General features: G+C 42.1%; 30 protein-coding genes and 1 riboswitch. Of the genes, 20 read left to right on the top strand and 10 right to left on the bottom strand.

Features of this window, described 5'->3' with window-relative positions; all coding sequences use genetic code 11:
• Positions 1-4: 4 nt before the first annotated feature.
• The 3 genes from NSS65_RS15875 to NSS65_RS15865 are packed head-to-tail and all read right to left on the bottom strand — an operon-like array spanning position 5 to position 3,628.
• Positions 5-1,126: a Ger(x)C family spore germination protein gene (locus NSS65_RS15875; RefSeq protein WP_065215186.1), complete on the bottom strand. Its 1,122-nt coding sequence runs from the start codon at positions 1,124-1,126 to the stop codon at positions 5-7.
• A complete protein-coding gene (locus NSS65_RS15870; RefSeq protein WP_034280869.1) occupies positions 1,123-2,217 on the bottom strand; it encodes an endospore germination permease in 1,095 nt (364 codons plus the stop codon). The genes NSS65_RS15875 and NSS65_RS15870 overlap by 4 nt, the downstream gene beginning before the upstream one ends.
• Positions 2,204-3,628, bottom strand: a complete 1,425-nt coding sequence (locus NSS65_RS15865) for a spore germination protein (RefSeq protein WP_252049795.1) — start codon at positions 3,626-3,628, stop codon at positions 2,204-2,206. Before NSS65_RS15865 ends, NSS65_RS15870 begins: the two co-directional genes overlap by 14 nt.
• Positions 3,629-3,740: 112 nt before the next feature.
• On the opposite strand from NSS65_RS15865, the gene NSS65_RS15860 reads away from it, so the two are divergent.
• Both NSS65_RS15860 and fumC read left to right on the top strand, forming a co-directional pair.
• Positions 3,741-3,908, top strand: a complete 168-nt coding sequence (locus tag NSS65_RS15860; protein WP_003213147.1) for a YvzF family protein — start codon at positions 3,741-3,743, stop codon at positions 3,906-3,908.
• Between the two features lie 89 nt (positions 3,909-3,997).
• The gene (gene fumC / locus NSS65_RS15855; protein WP_024423418.1) at positions 3,998-5,392 is read left to right on the top strand and encodes a class II fumarate hydratase; all 1,395 of its coding nucleotides are present in this window, start codon (positions 3,998-4,000) and stop codon (positions 5,390-5,392) included.
• 46 nt (positions 5,393-5,438) lie between these two features.
• On the opposite strand, the gene NSS65_RS15850 is transcribed toward fumC, so the two are convergent.
• Positions 5,439-6,317, bottom strand: coding sequence for a TetR/AcrR family transcriptional regulator (locus tag NSS65_RS15850; protein WP_034280864.1), 879 nt, complete (start codon positions 6,315-6,317; stop codon positions 5,439-5,441).
• Between the two features lie 192 nt (positions 6,318-6,509).
• Here NSS65_RS15850 and spxO point away from each other — a divergent pair, with 192 nt between their 5' ends.
• Positions 6,510-6,674: an anti-adapter protein SpxO gene (gene spxO / locus NSS65_RS15845; RefSeq protein ID WP_003212782.1), complete on the top strand. Its 165-nt coding sequence runs from the start codon at positions 6,510-6,512 to the stop codon at positions 6,672-6,674.
• A gap of 20 nt (positions 6,675-6,694) precedes the next feature.
• On the opposite strand, the gene NSS65_RS15840 is transcribed toward spxO, so the two are convergent.
• The gene (locus NSS65_RS15840) at positions 6,695-8,026 is read right to left on the bottom strand and encodes a HAMP domain-containing sensor histidine kinase (RefSeq protein WP_034280863.1); all 1,332 of its coding nucleotides are present in this window, start codon (positions 8,024-8,026) and stop codon (positions 6,695-6,697) included.
• Positions 8,023-8,697, bottom strand: a complete 675-nt coding sequence (locus NSS65_RS15835) for a response regulator transcription factor (RefSeq protein ID WP_034280861.1) — start codon at positions 8,695-8,697, stop codon at positions 8,023-8,025. Before NSS65_RS15835 ends, NSS65_RS15840 begins: the two co-directional genes overlap by 4 nt.
• 326 nt (positions 8,698-9,023) lie before the next feature.
• Here NSS65_RS15835 and NSS65_RS15830 point away from each other — a divergent pair, with 326 nt between their 5' ends.
• Positions 9,024-10,424 carry a trypsin-like peptidase domain-containing protein gene (locus NSS65_RS15830; protein ID WP_098677574.1) on the top strand — a complete coding sequence of 467 codons (1,401 nt, stop codon included), beginning with the start codon at positions 9,024-9,026 and terminating at the stop codon, positions 10,422-10,424.
• 46 nt (positions 10,425-10,470) lie between these two features.
• Here the strand turns inward: NSS65_RS15830 and NSS65_RS15825 are convergent, their stop codons facing one another.
• Positions 10,471-11,313 carry an oxidoreductase gene (locus NSS65_RS15825; RefSeq protein ID WP_098677575.1) on the bottom strand — a complete coding sequence of 281 codons (843 nt, stop codon included), beginning with the start codon at positions 11,311-11,313 and terminating at the stop codon, positions 10,471-10,473.
• Positions 11,314-11,426: 113 nt separating this feature from the next.
• Between NSS65_RS15825 and NSS65_RS15820 the strand changes: the two genes are divergently transcribed.
• From NSS65_RS15820 to NSS65_RS15810, 3 genes are all read left to right on the top strand, one after another.
• A complete protein-coding gene (locus NSS65_RS15820; RefSeq protein WP_176544474.1) occupies positions 11,427-11,873 on the top strand; it encodes a YusW family protein in 447 nt (148 codons plus the stop codon).
• Positions 11,874-12,019: 146 nt separating this feature from the next.
• A complete protein-coding gene (locus NSS65_RS15815) occupies positions 12,020-12,850 on the top strand; it encodes an ABC transporter ATP-binding protein (RefSeq protein WP_008347057.1) in 831 nt (276 codons plus the stop codon).
• Between the two features lie 71 nt (positions 12,851-12,921).
• Positions 12,922-13,173, top strand: coding sequence for a YusU family protein (locus NSS65_RS15810; RefSeq protein WP_024423411.1), 252 nt, complete (start codon positions 12,922-12,924; stop codon positions 13,171-13,173).
• Positions 13,174-13,206: 33 nt separating this feature from the next.
• Here the strand turns inward: NSS65_RS15810 and NSS65_RS15805 are convergent, their stop codons facing one another.
• The 3 genes from NSS65_RS15805 to NSS65_RS15795 are packed head-to-tail and all read right to left on the bottom strand — an operon-like array spanning position 13,207 to position 13,981.
• Positions 13,207-13,554: a spore coat protein gene (locus NSS65_RS15805; RefSeq protein WP_041088340.1), complete on the bottom strand. Its 348-nt coding sequence runs from the start codon at positions 13,552-13,554 to the stop codon at positions 13,207-13,209.
• 11 nt (positions 13,555-13,565) lie between these two features.
• Positions 13,566-13,817 (bottom strand): hypothetical protein, encoded by a 252-nt coding sequence (locus tag NSS65_RS15800; RefSeq protein WP_048237393.1) that lies wholly within the window; start codon positions 13,815-13,817, stop codon positions 13,566-13,568.
• 26 nt (positions 13,818-13,843) lie between these two features.
• Positions 13,844-13,981, bottom strand: coding sequence for a YuzL family protein (locus tag NSS65_RS15795; protein ID WP_003212904.1), 138 nt, complete (start codon positions 13,979-13,981; stop codon positions 13,844-13,846).
• 201 nt (positions 13,982-14,182) lie between these two features.
• Between NSS65_RS15795 and NSS65_RS15790 the strand changes: the two genes are divergently transcribed.
• The 13 genes from NSS65_RS15790 to NSS65_RS15730 all read left to right on the top strand — a co-directional run bounded on the left by NSS65_RS15790 (position 14,183) and on the right by NSS65_RS15730 (position 25,366).
• Positions 14,183-16,570 (top strand): 3-hydroxyacyl-CoA dehydrogenase NAD-binding domain-containing protein, encoded by a 2,388-nt coding sequence (locus NSS65_RS15790; protein WP_326135290.1) that lies wholly within the window; start codon positions 14,183-14,185, stop codon positions 16,568-16,570.
• Positions 16,571-16,582: 12 nt separating this feature from the next.
• A complete protein-coding gene (locus NSS65_RS15785) occupies positions 16,583-17,758 on the top strand; it encodes an acetyl-CoA C-acetyltransferase (protein WP_041115740.1) in 1,176 nt (391 codons plus the stop codon).
• Between the two features lie 14 nt (positions 17,759-17,772).
• Positions 17,773-19,554, top strand: a complete 1,782-nt coding sequence (locus tag NSS65_RS15780; RefSeq protein ID WP_326135291.1) for an acyl-CoA dehydrogenase family protein — start codon at positions 17,773-17,775, stop codon at positions 19,552-19,554.
• 111 nt (positions 19,555-19,665) lie between these two features.
• A complete protein-coding gene (locus NSS65_RS15775) occupies positions 19,666-20,022 on the top strand; it encodes an arsenate reductase family protein (protein WP_024423406.1) in 357 nt (118 codons plus the stop codon).
• 66 nt (positions 20,023-20,088) lie between these two features.
• Positions 20,089-20,472 (top strand): glycine cleavage system protein GcvH, encoded by a 384-nt coding sequence (gcvH, locus tag NSS65_RS15770; protein ID WP_008347039.1) that lies wholly within the window; start codon positions 20,089-20,091, stop codon positions 20,470-20,472.
• A 44-nt stretch (positions 20,473-20,516) separates the two neighbouring features.
• Complete coding sequence (locus tag NSS65_RS15765) at positions 20,517-20,753, top strand: YusG family protein (protein WP_061110055.1); 237 nt, start codon at positions 20,517-20,519, stop codon at positions 20,751-20,753.
• A 131-nt stretch (positions 20,754-20,884) separates the two neighbouring features.
• Positions 20,885-21,229: a toprim domain-containing protein gene (locus NSS65_RS15760; RefSeq protein WP_034281437.1), complete on the top strand. Its 345-nt coding sequence runs from the start codon at positions 20,885-20,887 to the stop codon at positions 21,227-21,229.
• 12 nt (positions 21,230-21,241) lie between these two features.
• The gene (locus NSS65_RS15755; protein WP_061110054.1) at positions 21,242-21,544 is read left to right on the top strand and encodes a thioredoxin family protein; all 303 of its coding nucleotides are present in this window, start codon (positions 21,242-21,244) and stop codon (positions 21,542-21,544) included.
• 120 nt (positions 21,545-21,664) lie between these two features.
• Positions 21,665-22,006 (top strand): SCP2 sterol-binding domain-containing protein, encoded by a 342-nt coding sequence (locus NSS65_RS15750; RefSeq protein WP_024423403.1) that lies wholly within the window; start codon positions 21,665-21,667, stop codon positions 22,004-22,006.
• Between the two features lie 102 nt (positions 22,007-22,108).
• Positions 22,109-22,217, top strand: a riboswitch (SAM riboswitch).
• 154 nt (positions 22,218-22,371) lie between these two features.
• On the top strand, positions 22,372-23,397 hold the full coding sequence (locus NSS65_RS15745; protein ID WP_061110360.1) for a methionine ABC transporter ATP-binding protein: 1,026 nt from the start codon (positions 22,372-22,374) through the stop codon (positions 23,395-23,397).
• Positions 23,390-24,058: a methionine ABC transporter permease gene (locus tag NSS65_RS15740; protein WP_024423401.1), complete on the top strand. Its 669-nt coding sequence runs from the start codon at positions 23,390-23,392 to the stop codon at positions 24,056-24,058. Before NSS65_RS15745 ends, NSS65_RS15740 begins: the two co-directional genes overlap by 8 nt.
• Positions 24,059-24,072: 14 nt before the next feature.
• Positions 24,073-24,894 (top strand): methionine ABC transporter substrate-binding lipoprotein MetQ, encoded by an 822-nt coding sequence (gene metQ / locus NSS65_RS15735; RefSeq protein WP_024426003.1) that lies wholly within the window; start codon positions 24,073-24,075, stop codon positions 24,892-24,894.
• Positions 24,895-24,997: 103 nt separating this feature from the next.
• Positions 24,998-25,366: a carboxymuconolactone decarboxylase family protein gene (locus NSS65_RS15730; protein ID WP_003212803.1), complete on the top strand. Its 369-nt coding sequence runs from the start codon at positions 24,998-25,000 to the stop codon at positions 25,364-25,366.
• Positions 25,367-25,394: the final 28 nt, after the last annotated feature.

The following is a 25,394-nucleotide window of genomic DNA, read 5'->3' as shown; positions in this document are numbered from 1 at the left end:
TACTCTATAAAGATTGTGTTGCGCCCTTAGTCCCGAAGTCACGGATTTTCACATTTGCTTTGTAACGAATGTCCGATTCACTAAATATTTCATCCCAATGCTTCGCTTCTTTTCGAAAGTCCTTCGGATACGCAATACTCGCTTTTTGATAAAATCCGCAAATATCTGCTTTGATCTCATGCTGTAATTCCCCAATGAAATCTTTTACGTTTTTCTCTAATCGACGCTCCACAACACCTTCAATCTCTTGGAGATACTTTTCATTAAATGCATTTTCCCGCTCATTCCAATCCTCAGATAATCTTCCTTCAAGCGCCACTGACACATTAAATTGATATTTTCCGCTGGCTGTTTTATTCGTTTCAATGTTGTGTTTCAGTTTAAAAATCTCAAAAGAATAGATGCTGTGATCATATTCAAATTCAATGACTCCGCCTTCTCCGTCTCCGGTCAACAGGTTATACGACTGCACGGCTAACGGAGAGATGTTGGTGAGAAATCGTCTGTTCTTTATAATAGAGGCTCCGTCCAGCATTAATTTCCCTTGATCCACACCGACTTTCGGAACAGCAAAAGATACGTTGTTTTGCATAGCAGAAGAAATATCTCCTAATGAAGCGGGCTTGAGCATACGTATAGTCGATTTAGTATTCCTAGAAATATCATATAATGTAGAAGAAGCTGGCTGTCCATCGTCATTGATTTTCAGCAAGTCCCCAGGCTTCTCAGAAGTCATAAAGACAAGGCTTCCTCTCCGTGTTTCATTGTCGCGAATAAATTGATTAATGACGAGGTCGAAATTATTCTCATTGATGAGCTCCTCAGAAAATAAATACACCCTCAGCTGCTGGGCGAAAATCCGGTGACTCTTGAGCGTTGTTGTTCGGAATATTTGATGTACGGAATCACCACTCGTTTCAATAATCTTTGTTGGGTCTTTTACGCTGGATTCTTGCTCAATTTTTTGAGGAACAAGGACTTGCATAGATATTTTAAGCTTATGACCGTCATCTCCTTTATCTAAGCCAAAACCAATCGCCATGTTGAGCTCCTCAATATTGGTACTATCCCAGCATCCACTTAATAGAACAAGGGCCAGGTATGCAAAGGCCGCCTTTTTTTTCATGCTGCTTTCCGCCTCCTTTTAAAAAACACGATGATAAATAAGAGAAACGGGAGGATGCCGAATAAAAGGAAAAATAAATGGTTCACATAGGTTAGATAATCACGCACTGTATCAACATCCTTTGGGAAAACGGCGGCAAAGTAGATGACAATTCCCATCAACGTGAGTACGACTTTTTTGGGTAATTTTGTTAGTTTGGATACCCCCATTGCAGCAAAAAACGTATATCCTACAAAGCTCGTATAAAGCTGAACAAGCCAAACGATAAGCAAAAAAGATTCAATTCGCTCAATAAAAATCCCCTGTATATCGAACGATTGAAATAAAGCAATCGTCGGCCAAGTCAACGTCGCAGTTTCTTTCACAGTGAACGCACCAACGACAAGAATATAGGTGAATATATAAATGATCGCAGGAATCAAAAAGCCGATTGCGCCATAAGCAAAGGTGTGTTTTTGCGTGTTCATATAGACAGGCATAAACAGCATCATTTCAATGCCGACAAACGAAATGGCTGATGCGTTAAGGGATTTGAAGACAGGGGAGAATCCCTCTCCTAAAACAGGCCGGAGGTTATCTAACTTAAATTCTTGAACACTGAGTCCATATGCAACAAATAAGATAATCAAGGTCACAATGAGGAAAAAAGGGCACAGTCTGGCAAAATCACCAATCCCGCCGACTACGAGATAAAGACCAACCAAAATAAAGCTGATCATTGTCACCGCTACAGGTGTGTTTTGAAGCAGAAAGAACTTCACCATTTCTGACATAGCCCGTACTTCATAGCTGGCAACGCCAAGAAAATAAACAATAATGAGCAGGTTAGCAAGAGCACCAATCCACTTTCCAAGCCCCTCATTTGTATAATCATAGTAAGAGGAGAAGGGGACTTTTTTCATCATAAGGACATTCACAAAAATAAATACAATGTAAATGACGCTCATGAGTAAGAGTGCAATCCAGCCATCAGGTGTAGTTGCAGCCTGTGCCATTGCTCTGGGCAGAATCATCATACTTGCACCTAATGTTGTATTGGCAATAATGGCACTTGCCTGATAGCTGGTGATCGACTCTTTATGATTGACCATATCGTTCTCCTTTCTTTTGATTTTTCAAAGGCAATCGAATGATGGAATTGTCTTCATTTTTATAGCTGAACACAAAGTCTGGCGAAAAATAAGGCGTACCAAAACTTTTTTGCCGTGTTAAATGGGTAAGGAGAACGAGCATGAACAGCACAATCCCATATAAACCCAAAGTAGCTGCCGTAAACATGGACACAAAGCGGAGCACGCGGAACGACATGCCCATCCCGTATTGAGGCACAGTAAAGGAAGCAAGGGCAATCACACTGACGATAATCACCATAATCGAGCTCACAATATGAGCCTGAACGGCCGCCTGCCCAATGACGACTCCGCCTACAAGTCCAATCGTTTGACCGAGCGGATTTGGCAGCCTTAAACCAGCTTCCCGCAGCAGCTCAATCGTTATCTCCATGATGAGTGCCTCCACAATAGGCGGAAAGGGGACATTTTCTCTTGTACTTGAGATCGAAATAGCCAGTGTTGTTGGTAAAAGTCCTTGATGGAAGGACACAAGCGCAATATAAATGGCTGATAAAAATAATGTCAGAAAGATAGAGGTAAACCGCAGCATACGAATGAGAGAGGCGGCGATCCACCTTTCATAATAATCATCAGGTGATTGCATAATCGTCGCGAGAGAAGCAGGTACAATTAACACAAAAGGTGAATGATCAACAAAAATGGCGACACGTCCATTATTTAAAGCAGATGCCACTTTATCCGGCCGTTCTGTGTTTTGGATTTGCGGGAAAGGCGAGTACACATTGTCCTCAATCAGTTCCTCAAGAACACCGGAGTCTTGTATATCATCAATGGTGACTTGCTTGAGCCTTTTTTTCACTTCTTTTAAAACAGACGATTGAGCCATACCGTCAATGTACATGATGGTCACTTGGGTGTACTTTTTTTGACCAATTTTCATGTCGACGGTTTTAAGATTGGGGTTTTTCAAGCGCTGCCTCACAAGAGCTAAGTTCGTATCTAAATCTTCAATAAAGCCAATTTTCGGGCCTCTCACAATTGTTTCAGAGGTAGCATCACCTATACTGCGTTTCTTCGTTCCATGCGTTTCTAAAATATACGCATGCTGAAATCCGTTAATCAGTACCACACAATGCCCTTCAAAAATCGCATCGACCAATTCCTCGGTGCTCTTCACAGAACGGGTGGTCATCATCGATAAATTGGATTCCAGCTTCTCTTTTGTGAGAGACGTATGATCTTGGAGAAGCAGCTTTAAAAAGGTTTGAATCTCCATCGTTTCGTTCATTTCTTTTATGTATAAATAGTAAACCACCTGTCCGTGAGGCAGTGTTTTTTTCTCATGGACCAAATCGTCCATTTCTTTTAATTGTGGAAGGATGACGGAGAGATTATCGTATAAGTGCTCTTTTAATGGAGTTTGATTCATTTGGATCACCCGCCTCAAATCTTTTTCTTAGCATTACCTGCTTGAAAAAACAATATTCTGTGTTACATTATTTTGTGGTAAAAGAAAGAATGAGGGTTTTGGAGGAAACAAGATGGCACAGATTCGTTTAGCAGGAACAAAAGAGGAGATCGACCGTATTCTACAGTCGTTTGACAAGCATTATGAGGTGACCTATACATCAAAGGATTACGGAAAAACGAACCCAAAATACAAATATTCGAAGGATGTTCGCGTTTATATTGAACTAAAATTAAAATAAAGATAAAATTTTAATTGAAAACGCTTAAAGGATTTTCGTTTTTTGTATAGAATAGAGTTGAGTGATGAGAAGCTATGGAGGGATACATAATGACAGAATTTAGAATCGAAAAAGATACAATGGGCGAAATCAAAGTGCCGAAGGACAAGTTCTGGGGTGCACAAACACAACGAAGCAAAGAAAATTTCAAAATCGGTTCTGAGAAAATGCCAAAGGAAGTTGTGAATGCGTTTGCAATTTTGAAACGTAGCACAGCGATTGCGAACGAACGACTTGGCAACCTTGAAAGCGAAAAAGCAGAAGCAATTGCTGCTGTATGTGATGATATCATCAGCGGAAAGTATGACGAGCATTTCCCGCTTGTTGTTTGGCAGACAGGCAGTGGAACACAAAGTAACATGAACATGAACGAAGTCGTTGCAAACAGAGCAACTGCTTACTTGAAAGATAAAAATAGCGAGTTCAGCATTCACCCGAATGATGACGTTAACCGCAGCCAAAGCTCAAATGATACATTCCCAACGGCTATGCACGTGGCAGCTGTTTTAGCTGTGTACAAAAAATTGCTGCCTGCAATTGACCAGTTAAGAACAACTCTTGATGAGAAAGCAAAAGCGTATCAAGAGATTGTGAAAATCGGCCGTACGCACTTGCAGGATGCAACACCGCTGACAGTTGGTCAAGAGATTAGCGGCTGGGTATACATGCTGGATCGTTCAAAAGAAATGATTCTAGAATCAACTGAAAAAATGAGAGAATTAGCCATTGGCGGAACTGCTGTTGGTACAGGAATTAACGCACATCCTGAGTTCGGTCAATATGTTGCTGAGGAAATCAGCCAGCTGACAGGTCAAACTTTCAATTCTTCACCAAACAAATTCCATGCGCTGACAAGCCATGATGAAATTACGTATGCACACGGTGCCTTAAAAGCACTTGCAGCTGATTTAATGAAAATTGCCAATGATGTAAGATGGCTTGCAAGTGGTCCTCGCTGCGGAATTGGCGAATTGATCATTCCTGAAAATGAGCCGGGAAGCTCCATTATGCCAGGAAAAGTTAACCCAACCCAAAGTGAAGCATTAACTATGATTGCAGCGCAAATCATGGGTAATGATGCCACAATCGGTTTTGCGGCAAGCCAAGGAAACTTTGAGCTGAACGTATTTAAGCCAGTCATCATTTATAACTTCCTGCAATCAGTTGAACTACTTGCTGACGGCATGAACTCATTCCATGACAAGTGTGCAGTTGGAATCGAACCAAACCTTGAAACGATTGAGAAAAACTTGAACAATTCATTGATGCTTGTGACGGCACTTAACCCGCACATCGGATATGAAAATGCAGCAAAAATTGCGAAGCTTGCGCACAAAGAAGGATTAACACTAAAAGAAGCAGCACTTCAATTAGAGCTGTTAACTGAAGAGCAATTCGAGCAATTTGTGAAACCAGAGGAAATGGTGACACCGAAAGCAAAATAAGAAACCAGGGGCAGCTGCCCCTGGTTTTTTCATTGAAAATATGTGTTTACAAATGATCCTCTTTCAAAATACGCAAAAGTGAATCAGAATTGGTTTGAAGCGGTGCATATAATTTCAATTGGTACAGCATGCCTTTCACGATGACTTGTCTTGGTTTTTGTTTGTTTAATTCATTTTCCAGGATGCCAAGCGCTTCAAATAACTCAGGCTCGTCTTTCACTTCATAGTGTGCTTCAGCAATCTCTCTTAATTCCTTTAAAAGAGATTCTGTGAGCGGATCGAATGACCGTTCATAAATTGGACCAAACCAATCGCTCGCTTGATCTACAGAAATGAGAGGAAGATCATTTCGCTTCATCATACCGCCCATCAAATCATCGATACGATGAATCATGGTTTTGGCAAGCTCTTCTGCTTCCAGCTGAAAATCATATAAAATGGCAAGCTCGAAATAAACGTGGCTCATGCCCTCAATCGTCAAACATAAATCAGCCATATATGGAATAGCAGCGTCTCCATACACTTGTTTAATGTTATCGATGTGAAGCTGGATGGTTGCAAGCCTAATTTGTTTTGCGAGCTGCTGCGTTTCTTCATTCAATGGAAGCGCCCTGTCGCTCAGCTGCATTTTAATAAAATCCTTTTGCTGCAAAATATTATCGTAATAGACAGTGAGCTGTTTGCGGTAGGCTTCTTTTGGTGTGCCGCCCTCTGTTTGAACCTCATGAATCCGGGTAAATACCTTATCGTAATAGTAATGAAGGATCGAAATGAGCAGTGCTTCCTTTGATTTAAAATAAAGATAAAAAGCACCCTTTGACATGTGGCATTCATCTGCAATTTCCTGAACAGACGTTGTGTTATAGCCTTTGCTGGCAAATAATTTCATGCCAGCCTCAATGATCATTTTTTCTTTCTTTTTCAAAATGAATGTCATCCTTTCTTACCGAGAGACAAATGTCTTAGGAAACGTGCGCAAAGAGATGTGACTTATCGGTCATAAACGACGAAAGTTTTCAAAAATTAATCAGATTGTAACTTGTTTTTTACAGTGTAATTCTTTATATTATAAAGTAAGGTGACCAACTGGTCAAAATATGTGAAAGGATGATGTTCCATGAGAGAAATCGATGATATGATTAGACGCCTGCGAACAAAAGGGATTCAAGTAGAAAAAGTCAAAATGCCGAAAGAGACAACCATTGAAAAGAAATGGATGTATCAAGCTGGCAAAAAGATCAAAGCCACATACCGTGATTTCAATGGGTATTCATTCATCTAAAAAAGACTGCGGTCAAAAACCTACAGTCTCTTCTTTGGAACCATAATTGTATAACGTACACCTAGATCATCATTTTCAATAGATATGGACGCTTGATGCATCGAAAGAATTCGTTTGACAATGCTTAATCCAATACCGAATTCGCCCTTTTTTCCCTTACTAAAAGGCTCGTATAGGTTGGACAGCATATGTTCTTCAATTGGAGGACCGTCATTACGAATGACAATGCGGATTTGATCCTCTTCCTGTTTCATCTGAATATCAATCTTACTTTTTGCGTACCGAAGTTGATTTTCTAGTACATTCTCAAATAATTTGCTCCATTGTTCTGGATCGCCTTCAAGAGCAGCCTCATCATCTAAGTCCACGTTCCACTGCAATTCATTTTTCGACCAGCGTATTCGGTCGACCACTTCCAGCATCGTATTACTGAGTAGGAAGGAAGAATGTGCGGGATGTTGTTTTGATAAATAATCAAGCTTTGTTAAGTACAGCAGATCCTTGATTTTCTTCTCAAGCTTTTCCGCTTCACCTTCAATGACTTCCACCGTTTGTTCAAGATCTCCCTTAGGAAAAATACCATCTTTAATGGACTGAGTGTAGCCGCGGATGACCATGACAGGTGTCTTTAAGTCATGTGAAATATTCTGCAAAAGTGTCCGTTCTGTTTCATCTTTTTGAATGAGTTTTTGTCTCATTTCTTCAATGGTATGACCAAGTTTGCCAATTTCATCTTGCCGGTCAACGATGACAGGATCGTCCCAGTCCTCTTGGGCAATCCGTTTGACGTGCTTTTCAAACGCAACGATTGGTCGGGATAAATAGCGGGCAAGCCAAATCGATGGAATCCAGCTTAGTAAAATAACGGTGCCTAAGATAAAGATCAGCTGTTTAAACAGCGTAAAGGACAGGTCATCTCGATAAGAATCTGGTGCATAGGACAGAAGAATATATTGTGTATTGCCTGATGATACCTTTTTGATGACAAAAAAGATATGCTGGCCGTTCACCTCTTCAGAATACCGTTTCGTTGCGCTTTTTTGTTTTTTCACAAACGATTGGATTTTCTCAATAAAAGCATGCGGAAAAAACTGCGCCATTTGATCTAATTCATCTGATGGGATCAAAATGTGCTGCACGGAGCGGTTTTCCGGTGTCGATTTTGGCGAGCCGTCTCGGTTCAATGGATATTCTGTCAGCACTTGCTGTTCATTTTCGATATTTTTATAAATTTCATTTGTGAAGAAGTCACGTAATGTATTGGAAAATAGAATAATCAGGACAATGGAAATGGTGAGCAAAATGCCAGAGATCACGACCCAAATTTGAAAAGCGAGCGGTTTGTTCTTCATCCTTTAAGCATCCTATAGCCAAATCCATAGATGGTCTCGACCTTTAAGTCGGGCATTTTTTTGCGCAGCCGTCTAACAAGGTCATCCACCACTCGATCTGTCCCGAAGTAATCGTGTCCCCAAATCTTGACGAGGATATCTTCACGAGAAAAAGCATGTCCCTGGTGATGTGTAAATAAAAGCAGCAAGTCAAATTCCTTAGAAGTTAAGTTAATGAGCTGTCCCTCTTCATAGACCTCTCTTACATCCTCATGAATGACATAAGAAGAAACTGAAGTGACGCTTTGCTGCGGTGTATCGCTGTTTTTATACACAAGCTCCAGCAGCTTTTGAACCCGAATGATCAGCTCACGCGGAAGAAACGGCTTCGCAATATAATCACTGCTTCCCAGCTCTAAACCGAGGACACGGTCGATATCTGCATCCCGGGCTGAAATGAAAATGACCGGTACGTCAGGTGATGCGGCTTTAATTTCTTTTATGAGGGTATAGCCGTCTGTATCAGGTAGCATGATATCTAAAATCCATAGATGCGGCGGCTTGTTCATTGCCTCGCGTGCCGCTTCTCCGGTTAAAAAAGAGGAGACATTCCAACCTTCACTCTCTAAATATTTGGTTAACAGTTCATTTAAATTTTGTTCATCTTCAACTAAATAAATGGTGTACGACAAAGTCTTCCACATCCTCTCAACGTCATTATAACGGGATACAAAGGCGGCATGTCAACAATCACACGCTTTTTTCACAATTTCACATATTCTTCTCATCATTATCCCATAATGTTTGATTATGATAAGGTCAAGGGAAAAAAGGGCATAGACAAAAGGCGGATGAATAGGTGCTTTTCATCAATGTGCGCACCTTGCTTTTTTTCTATGAATAAGTATTATATAATTTGACATATTGCCATAAAGTATTTTTCAATGATCTTTCCATTAAGAGGACCTGAGTCCTATCTAGACATATGAATGAAACATGATGTAAAGGAGTGCAAGCGATGGATTTCCGAAGAGAAGATGAAGAGAATAAGATGAATCATCCAGAAAATCAAGACAATGAAATGAATCATCAAAAAGATACCCATCAAGAGAATGAGAAACAAATAGACGCACCAGAAAAAGAGAAGGAACTTGTTTTTCACCAGCATGAAAACGAAGCATCTGCCACCCATGAGAGTGTGACAAATCATTCTCCTCAAATGGTGGATGACCGTGCGTCGAAAAAAGAGAAAAAGCGGAAGGCGGCATGGCTGAGCCCGATTCTTGGAGGAATTATTGGCGGTGGTCTTGTACTTGGCATTACACCGCTTTTGCCGCAGTCACAGGATACAGCTGCCAACACGCAAACGCAGACAGCATCAAGCGAGCCGGCAGCCTCAGATAATTTCTCGACAAAACAAATCACCAATGCCACAAATGTGGCTGATATGGTAGAAGATTTAGAGCCAACCATTGTTGGGGTCTCAAACTATCAATCTACACAAAATTCGTTTGGCCTGAGCGGTGATCAAACAGAAGCTGAAGCTGGAACAGGCTCTGGTGTCATCTTCAAAAAAGATGGCAAAAAAGCGTACATTATTACAAATAACCATGTTGTCGAAGGTGCCAATAAAATCAAGGTCACCCTTTATGATGGAAAAACGAAAGACGCAAAGCTTGTCGGCAGTGATGTCATGACAGATTTAGCCGTTGTTGAAATGAACGCAGACGGTATTGATAAAGTGGCGAGCTTTGGTGATTCTTCTAAGCTTCGTGCTGGAGATAAAGTCATTGCCATTGGGAATCCGCTCGGTGCACAGTTCTCAGGTACTGTGACAGAAGGAATTATTAGTGGTCTTGATCGTACTGTAGAAGCAAATACGTCATCTGGTACGGTGGAGATGAATGTGCTGCAAACAGATGCAGCGATTAACCCAGGAAACAGCGGGGGGCCACTGATCAATACTGACGGTCAAGTCATTGGCATCAACAGCTTGAAAATCAGCGAAAGCGGTGTGGAATCACTCGGATTTGCGATCCCAAGTAACGATGTCAAACCGATTGTAGATGAGCTGTTGAAAAATGGAAAAGTTGAACGTCCATACCTTGGCGTACAAATGATTGACCTTGAGCAAGTGCCTGAGACATATCAGGAAAATACGCTCGGCTTATTTGATAAACAAATCGGCAAAGGCATTTACGTAAAGGATGTTTCAAAAGGTTCACCTGCACAAAAAGCAGGCTTGAAATCTGGAGATGTCATCATCAAGTTCAAAGGGAAAGACGTAGTGAACAGCTCTCAGCTGAAAGAAATTCTTTACAAAGAAACAAAAGTCGGCGATAAAACCACAATGACTGTCATCCGTGAAGGAAAGAACAAAAATCTAGATATTACCCTTGGACAGTCAGATAGCGAATAAATAAAAAAACAGGTGGATGTCAACATATCCACCTGTTTTTTTGTGCTTATTTTTTTGAAGAGAGTGTACGTAGTATGATCCGTTCCCACATGTTCCAAGGCAGAAGCTGCTTTGCTGTGAATGAAAGCCGTACGCCTTTTCCAACAAGATATCTCAGCCGTTTCAGCCGCTTCTTTTCTGCTAATCGTACAACAAGCTCTGCCACTTCACGAGGATCTCCATAGTTGGATTTCTGGGCATCAATATGGGCCATCATCTTTTGATAGAGTTTTGTGTATTTCGATCCTTCTGCTGGCTGAATCATTTGCTCGTTCATGGAGGTGTTCCAAATATTCGTCTGGAAAGAGCCTGGCTCGATCAAGGCCGCCTGTATACCGAACGAAGCCAGTTCAATCCGCAAGCTTTCTGTATAGCCTTCCAACGCAAACTTAGACGATACATATGGAGAAAGTGCAGGCATCCCCATTAATCCGCTGATGCTGCTCATATTGAAAATCTTTGCACCACTCGTCATAAACGGCAGCACTGCTTGGGTCATTTCCATCACACCGAAGACATTCACTTCAAATTGCTGGCGGTACGTGTCGACAGGAACCTCCTCCGCAAAACCAGCAAAGGCTGTTCCCGCATTGTTCACAAGCAGGGTAATGGGTGCATAGGCATGAAGCTTCTTCTGAAATGCTTGAATCGACTGCGTATCGGTCACATCTAACGCTTCAATATGTATCATGCCAGATAAAGAGTCTTGATCAATTTCTTCAGCGAGCTTTTTGGCATTGGTTTCCTGTCTGACGCCGGCAATCACTGTATAGCCCCGCTTGGCGAGACGCATCGTGATGAGCTTGCCAAAGCCGCTATTGGCACCAGTTACAATGGCTGTTCTTTTCATCATCCCATTCTCCTTTTTGTTTCAATTTATCATAGTGCGATGTTTTATTGAATAACGAAAAGGAGCTTGGAGAAGAATAAAAAGCGATGCTGTGAAATAGGAGGAAACACATGATGTGTTGGAAGAAGGCGGGACGAATAGGAGTGCTGCTCTTTATGCTGTCCGGCTGTCAATCAGTTGAACCGTTACAACAAACACATGAAGCAGAAGCAGAAAGTCTGTCAGCTGTTCAAATGAAGGAACTGCCATTTCAGCATGTGCATCTGCATGTACAATATGGACAGAAAAACGAATTATACGAAGCGACTTATCGTCAGGCAAGAGGCAAAGAGGAAGCGATCATCCGTGATCATATGAATGGGGTCCGCTATGAAGGAGAAGAAGCCTTGCGCGAAATGAAGATGAAGCTGAATGATATGTCGATTCCTAGTGAAAAGATCAATGAAGTGTATGTAAAGGAACTATTAGCTGCTTTTAATTTAGATGATGATTATCAGCGGATACAGATCGATCTGAAGCTAGAAGATGGGACCAAACGTACATTCCAAAGGAAGAAATAAACGAGAGTTTCTCATTTTTTAATTGAAAATGATTTTCAAGATCACTTAAATCTGATACACTAAATTGAGATAAGTGATCTTTTACGTCTGTACATAGACGATATTTCATATAAAAATTTGGATGAGAAAAGGAGCGTTTGAGCGGAATGAGTGCCATTTCTACTGAAGGTTTAAGCTTAGGCTACGGAGAAACAATGATCATCGATGAACTAAATGTATCAATCCCTAAGGGTGAAATCACAGTATTTATTGGCAGTAATGGATGCGGTAAATCCACGCTACTTCGCTCTTTGGCCCGTCTCATGAAGCCAATGGGTGGTTCTGTCCTGCTTGAAGGTCATTCCATTGCAAAATTACCTACAAAAGAAGTAGCAAAACAACTCGCCATTCTTCCACAAGGACCAGAAGCGCCAGAAGGATTAACCGTGCATCAGTTAGTGAAGCAAGGCAGATATCCTTATCAAAATTGGCTGAAGCAGTGGTCGAAGCAAGATGAAGAAGCAGTGAACCGCGCATTAAAGTCAACAAAGATGGAAGACCTTGCTGATCGGACCGTTGATTCATTATCAGGTGGACAAAGGCAGCGTGCATGGATTGCGATGACGCTGGCCCAAGAGACCGATATTATTTTGTTAGATGAGCCGACGACATATTTAGACATGACGCATCAAATCGAAATTTTGGACCTTCTGTTTGATTTAAATGAGAAAGAGCAGCGCACAATTGTGATGGTTCTTCATGACCTCAATCTTGCATGCAGATATGCTCATCATCTTGTGGCGATTAAAGACAAGTCAATCTATGCAGAAGGCAGACCAGAAACAGTGATTAATTGTGATCTCGTGAAAAATGTCTTTGATATGAATTGCCAAGTGACAACAGATCCTTTATTTGGAACACCATTATGTATTCCGCACGGTAGAGGACGCTGTATTGTGCAGCAAGCGCAAGCTGAAACATTTCTTGCTGCAAGATAATCGTATGTCAAAAGCCTGACATCTGTATCTCACAGAGTCAGGCTTTTTTCTGAAAAAGGAGCGGAATATCAATGGGAAATGAATTAGATGAAAAGCTGGAAGGCTTGCTTGATAAATATACAGAGCTGCTGCTCGGTGAATCAACAGACGAGCTGAAACAAGATGTGAAACAGTGGGTGATCTACTCTCATATTGCAAAAAGCATGCCGCCGCTAGCAAAGCATTTCAATGAAACGTATCCAGAAGCAAAAGAAGAAATCAAACACACGATTCAACGGATCAAACAGTTGAACGAAGCTCATCGCGCCAATAAAGACCGTTAAAAAACTGCCAGCACTAGACTGGCAGTTTTTTTCTTATGACATTTGTGATGAACCGTACGGCGATTGATCTGTCAGTGTTTGCTGGAATTTCTGGTGTGCCTGCTGGAGCTTTTGCTGATCAGCGGCTTCAACAGAATACCAGCCATATCGGAACATGACATCATATAAATGTCTTTGTGTTTTCTGTGTTTCCAGTGCAATTCGCTGAATATCCTGATAAAGAGATTCATGACTGAATTCATTGAGCGCTGTGTTGTATCCGTTTGTCATATATTTTTCAGTCGACAAGAGATCTGTGACAAAATCACGATCGTTCATGTTGGTTGTTGTGGGAACCGGAGTTTGTGGATTCCCGATTTTTTGTTGGTTTTGCTGTTCCATGTTTTTTCCTCCTATTGCATAAAGCCAGTAGACTGGCCTTGCCCTGAGCTGCCTAAATGCTGAAGAATTTGTGTATAATGCTGATGATGCATTTGCCCAACTTGATTCAATTCTTGTTTCAAGGTTTGATCCTGGCAATGCTCGGCCATAAAATGAGCCTTTTTCATGGCGATCAAGTTCCAGTTGAGCATATCCTCTAAGTACAAGGAATCCTTCACTGAAATGACTTCTGGGGGCATATTCATTTGCTGATTATTCAACATGTGTTCCTCCTTACGATTTTGTTTCCTTACTGATTCTTTTTATATTGCTGATTTTGACTGGTTTTTTTCCCGCCAAGGTCTGCTTCCTGTGATGGACCTGCGTTTCCTTTTACACTTGCAGCACTTACGCCTGCTTTCGATGGGTTTTTTTTCAAACGAGACATGTGGACATCACCTCCATTCTTACAATTCCCTCTCATCTGTAATTCATACGCCGCAAACGGAGGCACACGAGAATGTGTAAATTTTTGAAATCTGCTATTGAACTGTTTCGGAAAATCTTTTAAGATAAAGAAAGAGGCATTGCTTTTTTTTGGACAAAAAAATGAATGACTGTTCATTCAAAAAAGTTTAGGGGGATATTTATGGGCAAACATATTCGCAAGGCGGCTGTCATTGGTTCAGGTGTCATGGGCTCAGGCATTGCTGCACATTTAGCCAATATTGGGATACCAGTTACACTGCTAGATATTGTGCCAAATGAACTGACAAAGGAAGAAACGGCGAAAAAGCGGACGCTTGATCACCCTAGTGTTCGGAATCGATTAAGTCAAGAAGCGATGAAAAAATTATTAAAGCAAAAGCCAGCACCTCTTACTTCAGCAAAAAACCTATCATACATCACACCGGGAAATCTCACAGACCACCTTTCCTTATTACACGATGCTGACTGGATCATTGAAGTCGTCACTGAAAAGCTCAGCATCAAACAACACGTATTCTCTCTCATCGACGAACACCGCAAAGAAGGAAGCATCGTATCAAGCAATACATCCGGTATTTCAGTTGAAAAAATGGCAGAAGGCCGATCAGATGATTTTAAACGCCACTTTTTAGGCACACATTTTTTTAACCCAGCTCGTTATCTAAAGCTCTTAGAAATCATTCCTATTCAAGAAACAGATCCAGAAGTACTGTCATTTATGAAAACATTTGGCGAGGATGTACTCGGCAAAGGGGTGGTTGAAGCAAAGGACACACCGAACTTTATTGCAAACCGCATTGGCACTTATGGACTTCTTGTCACAGTGCGTGAAATGCTTGAGAACAAATACACCATCGGAGAAGTGGATTCTGTCACAGGACCCCTCATTGGAAGACCGAAAAGTGCGACCTTCCGTACACTTGATGTCGTGGGGCTCGACACGTTTTCTCATGTGGCACGAAACGTATATGAACAGGTGGAAGGAAAGGAAAAAGAGATTTTTCAGCTGCCTGAGTTTATTGAAAGAATGCTCGAAAAAGGATGGATTGGCAGCAAGGCAGGCCAAGGTTTTTATCAAAAAAATGGGAAGGTCATTTTAGAGCTTGACCCAGTGACGCTCACATATGGTGAACGCACAAAGCTAAAAGATCCAGGCATTGAGATGGCGAAACAGCAAAAGGGTGCAAAAGCAAAGTTGAAAGCGCTTATTTATCAGGATGACCGTGCAGGGCAATTGCTTTGGAATATGACAGCGCCCGTGCTTCTTTATTCAGCTCATCTAAAAGGTGAAATTGCGGATGATATTCTTTCCATCGATAACGCAATGAAATGGGGATTCGGCTGGCAGCACGGCCCATTTGAGCTGTGGGATGCAATTGGTGTCAAAAAAGCCGCCGAGCGCATGGAAGCAGAAGGCCGCAGCATCCCAGCGTGGGTGCAAGACATGCTGTCAAAAGGACACGAGACATTCTATCAAGAGAATGCTGAAGGAGAGCGAGCTTTTTATCATAACGGGGCTTATGAACAGGAAAAAGGGAACGACAAACATATTTCTTTAGCTAGATTGAAAAAGAAACACGACGTTATCTTCAAAAATTCTGGTGCGAGCCTGATCGATATTGGTGATGACGTCGCCTTGCTCGAATTTCATTCTAAAAGCAATGCCATTGGACTAGATGTCATTGATATGATCAATCGCGCTGTTGATGAGACGGAAAAGAATTATAAAGGGCTTGTCATCGGAAACCAAGGGAAGAACTTCTGTGTTGGCGCAAACCTTGCCCTGATTTTAATGGAAGCACAGGACGATAATTTCTTTGAGATTGACTTTGTGATCAGGCGCTTCCAGCAGGCGATGATGAAGGTCAAATATAGCGAGCGCCCAGTCGTAGCCGCACCGTTTGGGATGACATTAGGAGGCGGAACAGAAGTTTGTCTGCCGGCAGCAGCTATACAGGCGTCCAGCGAAACGTACATGGGACTTGTGGAAGCGGGAGTAGGACTGATTCCAGGAGGCGGCGGAAACAAAGAGTTATATCTTCGTCACCTGCAAGGGTCAATGAAGCCGTCGCAGACGGCTATACAGGATGCCACGCTGAAAACATTTGAAACAATTGCGATGGCAAAAGTATCAACTTCAGCTGAGGAAGCGCGGGATATGAACATGCTCCGCGTGAGTGACCGGATCAGTATGAACGGCGATCACCTGATCTATGATGCAAAACAACTGGTGCTCTCTCTTGATGAAGCCGGTTATCGTGCGCCGCTCAAGCAAAAGGTGCCGGTCATGGGAGAAACAGGCTATGCAGCGATGATTTTGGCTGCTGAAAATATGAGACTGTCTGGATACATTTCAGAGCATGACATGACCATTGTAAAAAAATTAGCTCATGTCATTTCCGGCGGGAAACTGCCATTTGGAACAGAGGTAGAGGAGCAATATTTATTAGAGCTTGAAAGAGAAGCCTTTTTAAGTCTTGTAGGAGAAGTGAAATCACAGGCACGTATGCAGCACATGCTCGTCAAAGGAAAACCTTTACGTAACTAAGGGGGAGTCAAAATGAGAGAAGCAGTCATTGTCGCTGGCGCAAGAACACCAGTAGGGAAGGCGAAAAAAGGATCGTTAAAACATGTCCGGCCTGATGATATGGGCGCATTATGTGTAAAAGAAACGTTAAAGCGTGCCGGTGAATACGACGGACAGATAGATGATTTGATCATTGGTTGTGCAACCCCAGAAGCAGAGCAGGGGTTAAATGTGGCGCGGAATATTGGAGCATTAGCGGGACTTCCTTATACAGTACCTGCCATCACCATAAACCGTTACTGCTCGTCTGGTCTTCAATCTATCGCTTATGCGGGTGAACGGATTATGCTCGGGCAGGCAGACACGATTTTAGCCGGAGGAGTCGAATCAATGTCGCAGGTGCCGATGATGGGGCATTCCATTCGTCCAAATGCTCTCTTGGCAGAGCAAGCGCCTGAATACTACATGAGCATGGGTCACACGGCAGAGCAAGTGGCGCAAAAGTATCAGGTTACACGTCAAGATCAGGATGCCTTTGCGGTGAGAAGTCATCAAAAGGCAGCAAAGGCACTTCAAGAAGGGAAATTTTCAGATGAAATTGTACCGGTTGATGTAACAGAGCGACGGGTAGGAGATCAATATCAATTAGAAGAGCATCAATTCACGTTCTCACAGGATGAAGGTGTGAGAGCAGGCACAACGGAGGAGATTCTTTCCACATTGCGTCCAGCCTTCTCAACAAAAGGCACGGTGACCGCAGGGAACTCTTCGCAGACAAGTGACGGGGCTGCGTGTGTGATGATGATGGACCGCGAGAAAGCATCCTCACTTTCTCTTCAGCCGCTCGCTAAATTCAGAGCATTTGCTGTTGGCGGTGTACCGCCTGAAGTGATGGGGATCGGTCCGGTTGAAGCCATTCCGCGTGCGCTGAAAATCGCTGGACTTGAGCTGAAGGATATTGGCCTGTTTGAATTAAACGAAGCGTTTGCTTCTCAGGCAATTCAAGTCATTCGTCATTTAGGAATTGATGAGGAAAAGGTGAATGTCAATGGCGGGGCCATTGCGCTCGGACATCCGCTCGGCTGTACAGGAACAAAACTAACGCTGTCACTGATTCATGAAATGAAACGGCGAAACGAGCAATTTGGCATTGTCACAATGTGTATCGGCGGGGGCATGGGAGCAGCAGGCATTTTTGAATTGATCTAAAGGGGGAAATCAGGATGAAAGCATTGGAAGATGTAAAAAAGGGTGGAAGCTTTTTAATTGATGAGACGAATTATGAGCATATTTTTACACCGGAGGATTTCTCTGATGAACATCAAATGATTGGAAAAACAACAGAGGATTATATTTTACAAGATGTGGTTCCGCATATTGATCAAATTGAAAACCATGAGTTCGAGCATTCGGTCAGGCTTCTCAAAAAAGCTGGTGAGCTTGGGCTGCTTGGAGCTGATGTGCCTGAGGAATTCGGCGGGCTTGGATTAGATAAAATCAGTTCAGCGATCATTACTGAAAAATTCGCTAGAGCAGGAAGCTTCTCACTTTCCTATGGTGCTCATGTCGGTATTGGTTCTCTGCCGATCGTGCTTTTCGGGAATCAAGTGCAAAAGGAAACGTACCTGCCTGGACTCGCCTCTGGTGAAACCATTGCGGCGTACGCACTCACTGAGCCAGGATCAGGCTCTGACGCTCTTGGAGCAAAAACAACGGCAGTTCTGAATGAAGCAGGTACCCATTATGTCCTCAATGGAGAAAAGCAGTGGATCACAAACTCCGCATTTGCCGATGTCTTTGTTGTGTATGCGAAGATTGATGGTGAACACTTCTCTGCTTTTATCGTCGAAAAGGATTTTCCAGGTGTCAAAACGGGGCCTGAAGAGAAAAAAATGGGTATTAAAGGATCATCGACAAGAACATTGATTCTTGAAGATGCCCAAGTACCGAAGGAGAATTTGCTCGGTGAAGCTGGCAGAGGTCATGTGATTGCGTTTAACATTTTGAATATTGGGCGCTATAAGCTGGCAGTCGGCACAATCGGTGCATCAAAACGCGTTATTCAATTGTCGGCAGAATATGCGAACCAGCGTAAGCAGTTCAAAACACCAATTTCTCAATTCAGCTTAATTGGTGAAAAAGCAGCCAATATGTCAGCAAAGCTCTATGCGATGGAAAGTGCTGTTTACCGTACGGTTGGATTATTTGAACAGCGGATGGGGCTCTTAAGTGATGAAGAGCAAAAAGACGGCAAACAAATTGCCCAATCCATTGCGGAATATGCGATTGAATGTTCTCTCTGTAAAGTGCTCGGCTCTGAAACGTTAGATTATATTGTGGATGAAGGCGTGCAGATTCACGGCGGATATGGATTCATGCAAGAATACGAGGTCGAAAGAGCCTATCGCGACTCACGAATTAACCGGATTTTTGAAGGGACAAACGAAATCAACCGTTTGCTTGTACCAGGTACATTCTTGAAGAAAGCGATGAAAGGAGAGCTTCCGCTGCTTCAAAAAGCGCAAACCTTACAGGAAGAGCTGATGATGATGATGCCGGAAGAGCCAGGCGATCAGCCGCTCGATCAAGAAAAATATTTGCTCGCTCATGCGAAAAAGATCGCCTTAATGGTGGCTGGTATGGCAGCCATGAAATACGGGAAAGCCTTAGACAAAGAGCAAGAAATTCTTGTGAACATAGCCGATATCGTCAATGAAATTTTTGCTGCTGAATCAGCGGTTCTGCGTACAGAAAAGGCAATCGCTGCAACAGGGGCAGAAAAGAATGAACAAAAGCTTGCTTACACACAAATTTTCACGCAGGAGGCTTTCTTAAAGATTGAAGCCCATGCAAAAGAATCCTTGATTGCGATGGAGGAAGGAGATTCACTCCGCATGAGCCTGTCAGCCCTTCGCAAGCTGACGAGATTTACGCCGATCAATGTCATCGCCAAAAAGCGCGAAGCGGCAAAACGAATCTTTGAAGCAGAGAAATATATCGTATAAGGACTGCTTAAAAGGTGCGGATATCACTCCGCACCTTTTTGTAAGCATACATTTAGGTTTTTAAAATATTTTGTGATAAAATGTTGTCACAATTTGCAGGAGGTGAAAATGGTGGCTTTAGATTTTTACGAATACCCATCTTGCGGTACATGCCGAAAAGCAAAAAAGTGGCTGGAAGCACACAATAAAGACATCAACAGCATACATATCGTCGAAGAGACGCCTGATAAAGAAACATTAAAAGCCCTTTACGAAAAAAGCGGTTTAGAGCTGAAGAAATTCTTTAATACAAGCGGGCAAAAATACCGGGAGCTGCAGCTGAAAGATCAACTTCCTGCAATGTCAGAGGACGAGCAGCTAGAATTACTCGCGTCTAACGGAATGCTGATTAAGCGCCCGATTACAACAGACGGAAAACGAGTCACGGTAGGATTTAATGAAGATACATTTAAAAGCGTCTGGAAATGATGTAACTTTCATTCAGATTGTGGTATCTTCAATATAGATTGTAAGAAAAGACTGGAGGGGTATTGAATGAGCACACCAAAAGATTTACGTTATTCAGAAGAACATGAATGGGTCAAAGTAGAAGGAGATAAGGTGCGTATCGGTATTACGCATTTTGCTCAATCTGAGCTGGGCGATATCGTGTTCGTTGAGCTTCCTGAAGTAGGAGACAAAATCACAGCGGACGAGCCTTTCGGAAGTGTAGAATCAGTGAAAACAGTTTCTGAACTTTATGCACCGATCAATGGCACAATCGTTGAAGTGAACGATGAGCTGGATGACAGCCCAGAATTCGTCAACGACTCTCCATACGAAAAGGCATGGATGATCGTTGTAGAACCAGCTGATGCATCTGAAATCGAGAACTTAATGACAGCTGAGCAATATGAAGAAATGACAAAAGAAGACTAATTCATGAGAAATTGGACACTCTACCTTTATGGGGGGTGTCCAATTTGTCTTTTCAAAAAGAACACGTGGATATAACAGAGCATGTCACTGGACGATTCAAAGAAAGCGGCATGGTGCTTTATCATCAAAATGAAGAGATTGGCACGATGATTAGTGAAAACCAATATGAGCTGAAATCGGGATATTCCTATGATCAAAATCGTTTTTATCGTTTAACGGATACATTGATCGATGGGACAGAAAAATATGTTGACTGTGACGATGAAAATGGCTGGTGCTAATCACAGATGAGACTGCAGTGAACAGAAGCTGCAGTCTTTTTGATGACGAGGCGCTCAATCTTTACAACCTGAATGAAAGATTGTAATCTAAGGAAGAAGTGAATCAACGTCAAAAGGGCCGGGTGATCGTGATGAATGTCGAGATAGAAAAGGTCATCATTGTAGAAGGTAAAACAGACAAACAAAAGCTAAAAGAAGTCATAAGTGAACCTGTTACCATCATTTGCACCAATGGCACGATCAGTACATCGAAGCTGGATCAGCTTGTGGACGATTTATTGGGGAAAGACGTTTACATATTAGCTGACAGTGACGATGCAGGCGACAAACTGCGGAAGCAATTTCGAAAAGAATTCCCTGAAGCACTTCATCTTTTTGTCGACAGAACGTACCGCGAAGTGGCCGCTTCACCCTCAGCCCACATTGCATCTATCCTATTAGCTGCAAACATTGATGTTCATTCGAAATATTTATGAGGGTGGACGTATATGAAAGAGATTGAAGAACACGAATTCAAGGAGATAGAGGACGATTTATTTCTTTTATACTTATATACACCGTTTTGCGGAACATGCCAGCTGGCAAAGAAAATGCTGGCAATCGTAGACGCCATGCAGCCGGATGTACCATTTTACGAAAACAATTTAAACTATTCACCAGGCTTTGCGAAAGCATTTGAAATCGAGAGTGTTCCTTGCTTTCTCCTGTTTAAAAAAGGTGAATTGGTGCAAAAAGGCTATGCCTTTCACTCAGTTCCATATCTTCATGAAATGATTGAAACCGCTAAATAAAGCGGTTTTTTGTCATATTTCAAGAAATTCATTTGAAAATTTGTCGAGTTATTTATAAAGGACAAGAAGATGTTTGTAGAGAAATGTTATGTATAACCAAATGACAGGGAGGTTATACATGTGGAAAATGTGAAAGCCCATGGTAACACAGGGCAGCGTTTATTATTAAAGCCGCTGCTCTCATCATCATCCTTGAAGATTACATTTGAGGCGGAAACTGACTCTTGTACATTGATTGTGGATGAACGTGGTGAAGTGAAGAAACTACCTGCAATTGAGTTATCGGATCTCATCTTTTATGGTGAGAGGAAAGAGATTCTACAATTATTAGATGGAGATATGTCCTTACAGCAGTTAATCAGCAGGGGACAAGTCAAAGTCAAAGGGTCGTTCCGTGCGCTCCTTAGACTAGAGGCAGTGCTTTGGCTGACGAACGGTTTTTTTCGAAAAATGATAACGTAGTTGTTTACTTGGAAATTAGCGATTTACAGCGTTGACATATCTCGGGTAGCATGATATTCTACGTTAGTAAAAACATGAACATCACATAAAACAACATATTTTCTCTTATTAAGAGAGGTGGAGGGACGTGCCCTATGAAACCCGGCAACCGTCAGCATAGCTGAAATTGGTGCCAATTCACTCAAAGCCGCAGCGCTTTGAAAGATGAGAGAAAGGCGTAATTGACATAAAAGGCCTTTCTGCTTGCGTTGCAGTTAGGTCTTTTTTACTGACCTGGCGCCAGGCTAGAGTCATGACAGAAAGAAGAATAAATAACGTATGTGATGGCAACCTATAGATTCAGCAAGAAAGCAGGTGATCAGACTGTGATCCATTTACAGAATGTATCAAAAACGTACCATTCAAAAAGCGGAAATGTTGATGCCGTGAAAGACGTCAACCTGGATATTGATAAAGGTGAAATATTCGGAATTATCGGGTATAGCGGTGCAGGAAAAAGCTCGCTTATTCGCCTATTAAACGGTCTGGAGCTGCCAACAGAAGGAATTGTTGAAGTGGCAGGCAACCGGATCAATGAAGTATCGAATGCGAAACTTCGGAAAGCAAGACAAGAAATCAGCATGATCTTCCAGCACTTTAATTTGCTTTGGTCAAGAACAGTGAGACAAAATATTATGTTCCCGCTTGAGATCGCAGGTGTACCTACATCAAAACGGAGAGAACGTGCGAATGAACTGATTAAATTGGTCGGTTTAGAAGGAAAAGAAAATGCATATCCGTCTCAGCTGAGCGGCGGGCAAAAACAGCGTGTCGGCATTGCGAGAGCATTAGCGAATGATCCAAAGGTTCTTCTATGTGACGAAGCGACATCTGCGCTAGATCCGCAAACGACCGATTCGATCCTTGAACTTTTGGCGGATATCAATAAACGACTAGGGCTCACGATTGTGCTGATAACACACGAAATGCACGTCATTCGCAAAATTTGTCATCGCGTTGCGGTCATGGAAAATGGACGCATTGTCGAAGAAGGCGAAGTATTACGCGTCTTCAGACAACCGAAGGAAGAAATGACGAAACGATTTGTGCAACAGCTTGCAGAACCAGAGGAAGCGAAAGAAACAATTGAGCACGTCTTAGAACGAGTAAAAGAAGGTCAGGTCGTACGGTTGTCCTTTATCGGAGATTCTGCCGAGCAGCCGCTGATCACTGAAATCATTCGATCCTTCAAGGTCGATGTGAACATCCTTCAAGGGAAGATTTCTCAAACGCAGGAAGGCGCGTTTGGAACACTCTTTATCCACATTAATGGAGAAGTGACTGAGGTAGAAAAAGCCATCGCCTATATCCAAAGCAAACAGGTTGAAATCGAGGTGATGACACATGTTTGAGAAATGGTTTCCGAACGTTGATTTAGACGTCATCTGGAGTGCAACAGGTGAAACGGTGTATATGACACTGATTTCATTGGCATTTGCCTTTGCAATCGGGATTATCTTAGGGCTCCTGCTCTTCCTTACAGGAAAAGGCGGTCTTTGGGAAAATAAACCGATAAATGCTGTCATCGGCGCTGTCGTCAATATTTTCAGATCGATTCCTTTTATCATTTTAATTATTTTATTACTAGGGTTTACGAAATTCTTAATGCATACGATTTTAGGCCCAAATGCAGCACTCCCTGCCCTTGTCATAGGGTCAGCTCCATTCTATGCACGTCTTGTCGAAATTGCACTGCGTGAGGTAGACAAAGGAGTCATTGAAGCAGCACGATCAATGGGAGCAAAAACGTCGACAATCATTTTCAAAGTATTGCTGCCAGAATCATTGCCAGCCCTTATTTCAGGTATTACCGTAACAGCAATTGCTCTGATTGGCTCTACTGCGATTGCAGGTGCAATTGGAGCAGGCGGACTTGGAGACCTCGCCTATGTGGAAGGGTACCAATCTGGTAATACAGATGTCACACTTGTAGCTACTGTGTTTATTCTCATCATCGTCTTTATTATTCAAATAATCGGTGATTTGATTACAAATAAAATTGATAAACGTTAAGGGAGGATTTATTCATGAAGAAATTGATTTTAAGTGCACTATTTCTAGCATTTGCAGGTATTTTAGCTGCGTGCGGTTCATCTAATAACGCAAGTGAAAGCAAAACCATTACGGTTGCCGCTTCAAAAACGCCTCATGCCGAAATTCTTGAAGAAGCAAAACCACTTCTAAAAGAAAAAGGCTACGATTTAAAAGTGAAAGTGCTTAGCGATTATAAAATGTACAACAAAGCGTTAGCTGAAAAAGAAGTGGATGCGAACTTTTTCCAACATATCCCTTACTTAAACGAAGAAAATAAATCAAACAAAGATTATAACCTAGTGAGTGCTGGTGCGGTTCACCTTGAGCCTTTCGGTATCTACTCTAAGAAATACAAATCTGTAAAAGATATTCCAAACGGCGGCACAATCATCATGACAAACAACGTAGCTGAACAAGGCCGTATGCTTGCCCTGCTGCAAAATGCTGGTGTCATCAAGCTTGATCCGAAGGTTGATACAATTAACGCAACAGTAAAGAACATTAAAGAAAACCCAAAGAACCTAAAATTCAAAAAAATCGCGCCTGAATTAACTGCGAAAGCTTATGAAAACAGTGAAGGCGATGCTGTATTTATCAACGTAAACTATGCGATCCAAAATAAATTGAATCCGAAAAAAGATTCAATTGAACTTGAGCAAACAAAGAACAACCCATATGCAAACATCGTTGCGGTTCGCAAAGGTGACGAAAAATCAGATAAGATCAAGACATTAATGGAAGTTCTTCACTCTGATAAAATCAAAGAATTCATCGACAAAAAATATGACGGTGCAGTATTGCCTGTATCTGAATAACAACATTTTAACCTCGCTTCTATCAAAGCGAGGTTTTTTGTGTATTTTTTCAAATCTCGCTCATAATAAAAACGTACAAATGACCTGAAGGGATGGAATCAAGATGAATGAACAGCATATGAGCGGATCCATGCAGCAATCACTGACTGATTATAAAACCGCAATGGGTGAATTCCAGAAGAAAATGCCGGTGTTTGGAAAGAAATTCAATGAATTTACGGAGCAGTGCTTCCAAAGCGATTCATTAACGCAAAAGGAAAAACAAATGATTGCCCTCGGTATCAGTATTCATGCGCAGGATGAATACTGCATGATTTATCATACAAAAGGAGCGCTCGATCAAGGGGCGACAGAAGAGAATTTGCTGGAGGTTGTCAGCGTGGCGGCAGCTTTTGGCGGCGGGGCAGCACTTAGCCAAGGAATCACTGTCGTTCAGCAATGTATTGATGAATTTGGAGGACAGACGCATTAAGGGAAGCAAAACTCGGTATTTTTCCATC

The sequence above is a fragment of the Bacillus sp. FSL K6-1006 genome, assembly GCF_038593175.1.
Classification (GTDB): Bacteria; Bacillota; Bacilli; order Bacillales; family Bacillaceae; genus Bacillus; species Bacillus safensis.
The sequence above is the reverse complement of the archived record's forward strand: the minus strand, read 5'-3'. Positions and strand labels throughout refer to the sequence as shown.

Coding starts and splice junctions, on each gene's coding strand:
- NSS65_RS15875 (WP_065215186.1), bottom strand. CDS start 1,126: ATGAAAAAAAAGGCGGCCTTTGCATACCTGGCCCTTGTTCTATTAAGT.
- NSS65_RS15870 (WP_034280869.1), bottom strand. CDS start 2,217: ATGGTCAATCATAAAGAGTCGATCACCAGCTATCAGGCAAGTGCCATT.
- NSS65_RS15865 (WP_252049795.1), bottom strand. CDS start 3,628: ATGAATCAAACTCCATTAAAAGAGCACTTATACGATAATCTCTCCGTC.
- NSS65_RS15860 (WP_003213147.1), top strand. CDS start 3,741: ATGGCACAGATTCGTTTAGCAGGAACAAAAGAGGAGATCGACCGTATT.
- fumC (WP_024423418.1), top strand. CDS start 3,998: ATGACAGAATTTAGAATCGAAAAAGATACAATGGGCGAAATCAAAGTG.
- spxO (WP_003212782.1), top strand. CDS start 6,510: ATGAGAGAAATCGATGATATGATTAGACGCCTGCGAACAAAAGGGATT.
- NSS65_RS15840 (WP_034280863.1), bottom strand. CDS start 8,026: ATGAAGAACAAACCGCTCGCTTTTCAAATTTGGGTCGTGATCTCTGGC.
- NSS65_RS15830 (WP_098677574.1), top strand. CDS start 9,024: ATGGATTTCCGAAGAGAAGATGAAGAGAATAAGATGAATCATCCAGAA.
- NSS65_RS15825 (WP_098677575.1), bottom strand. CDS start 11,313: ATGAAAAGAACAGCCATTGTAACTGGTGCCAATAGCGGCTTTGGCAAG.
- NSS65_RS15820 (WP_176544474.1), top strand. CDS start 11,427: ATGTGTTGGAAGAAGGCGGGACGAATAGGAGTGCTGCTCTTTATGCTG.
- NSS65_RS15815 (WP_008347057.1), top strand. CDS start 12,020: ATGAGTGCCATTTCTACTGAAGGTTTAAGCTTAGGCTACGGAGAAACA.
- NSS65_RS15810 (WP_024423411.1), top strand. CDS start 12,922: ATGGGAAATGAATTAGATGAAAAGCTGGAAGGCTTGCTTGATAAATAT.
- NSS65_RS15805 (WP_041088340.1), bottom strand. CDS start 13,554: ATGGAACAGCAAAACCAACAAAAAATCGGGAATCCACAAACTCCGGTT.
- NSS65_RS15800 (WP_048237393.1), bottom strand. CDS start 13,817: ATGTTGAATAATCAGCAAATGAATATGCCCCCAGAAGTCATTTCAGTG.
- NSS65_RS15795 (WP_003212904.1), bottom strand. CDS start 13,981: ATGTCTCGTTTGAAAAAAAACCCATCGAAAGCAGGCGTAAGTGCTGCA.
- NSS65_RS15790 (WP_326135290.1), top strand. CDS start 14,183: ATGGGCAAACATATTCGCAAGGCGGCTGTCATTGGTTCAGGTGTCATG.
- NSS65_RS15785 (WP_041115740.1), top strand. CDS start 16,583: ATGAGAGAAGCAGTCATTGTCGCTGGCGCAAGAACACCAGTAGGGAAG.
- NSS65_RS15780 (WP_326135291.1), top strand. CDS start 17,773: ATGAAAGCATTGGAAGATGTAAAAAAGGGTGGAAGCTTTTTAATTGAT.
- gcvH (WP_008347039.1), top strand. CDS start 20,089: ATGAGCACACCAAAAGATTTACGTTATTCAGAAGAACATGAATGGGTC.
- NSS65_RS15760 (WP_034281437.1), top strand. CDS start 20,885: ATGAATGTCGAGATAGAAAAGGTCATCATTGTAGAAGGTAAAACAGAC.
- NSS65_RS15755 (WP_061110054.1), top strand. CDS start 21,242: ATGAAAGAGATTGAAGAACACGAATTCAAGGAGATAGAGGACGATTTA.
- NSS65_RS15740 (WP_024423401.1), top strand. CDS start 23,390: ATGTTTGAGAAATGGTTTCCGAACGTTGATTTAGACGTCATCTGGAGT.
- metQ (WP_024426003.1), top strand. CDS start 24,073: ATGAAGAAATTGATTTTAAGTGCACTATTTCTAGCATTTGCAGGTATT.
- NSS65_RS15730 (WP_003212803.1), top strand. CDS start 24,998: ATGAATGAACAGCATATGAGCGGATCCATGCAGCAATCACTGACTGAT.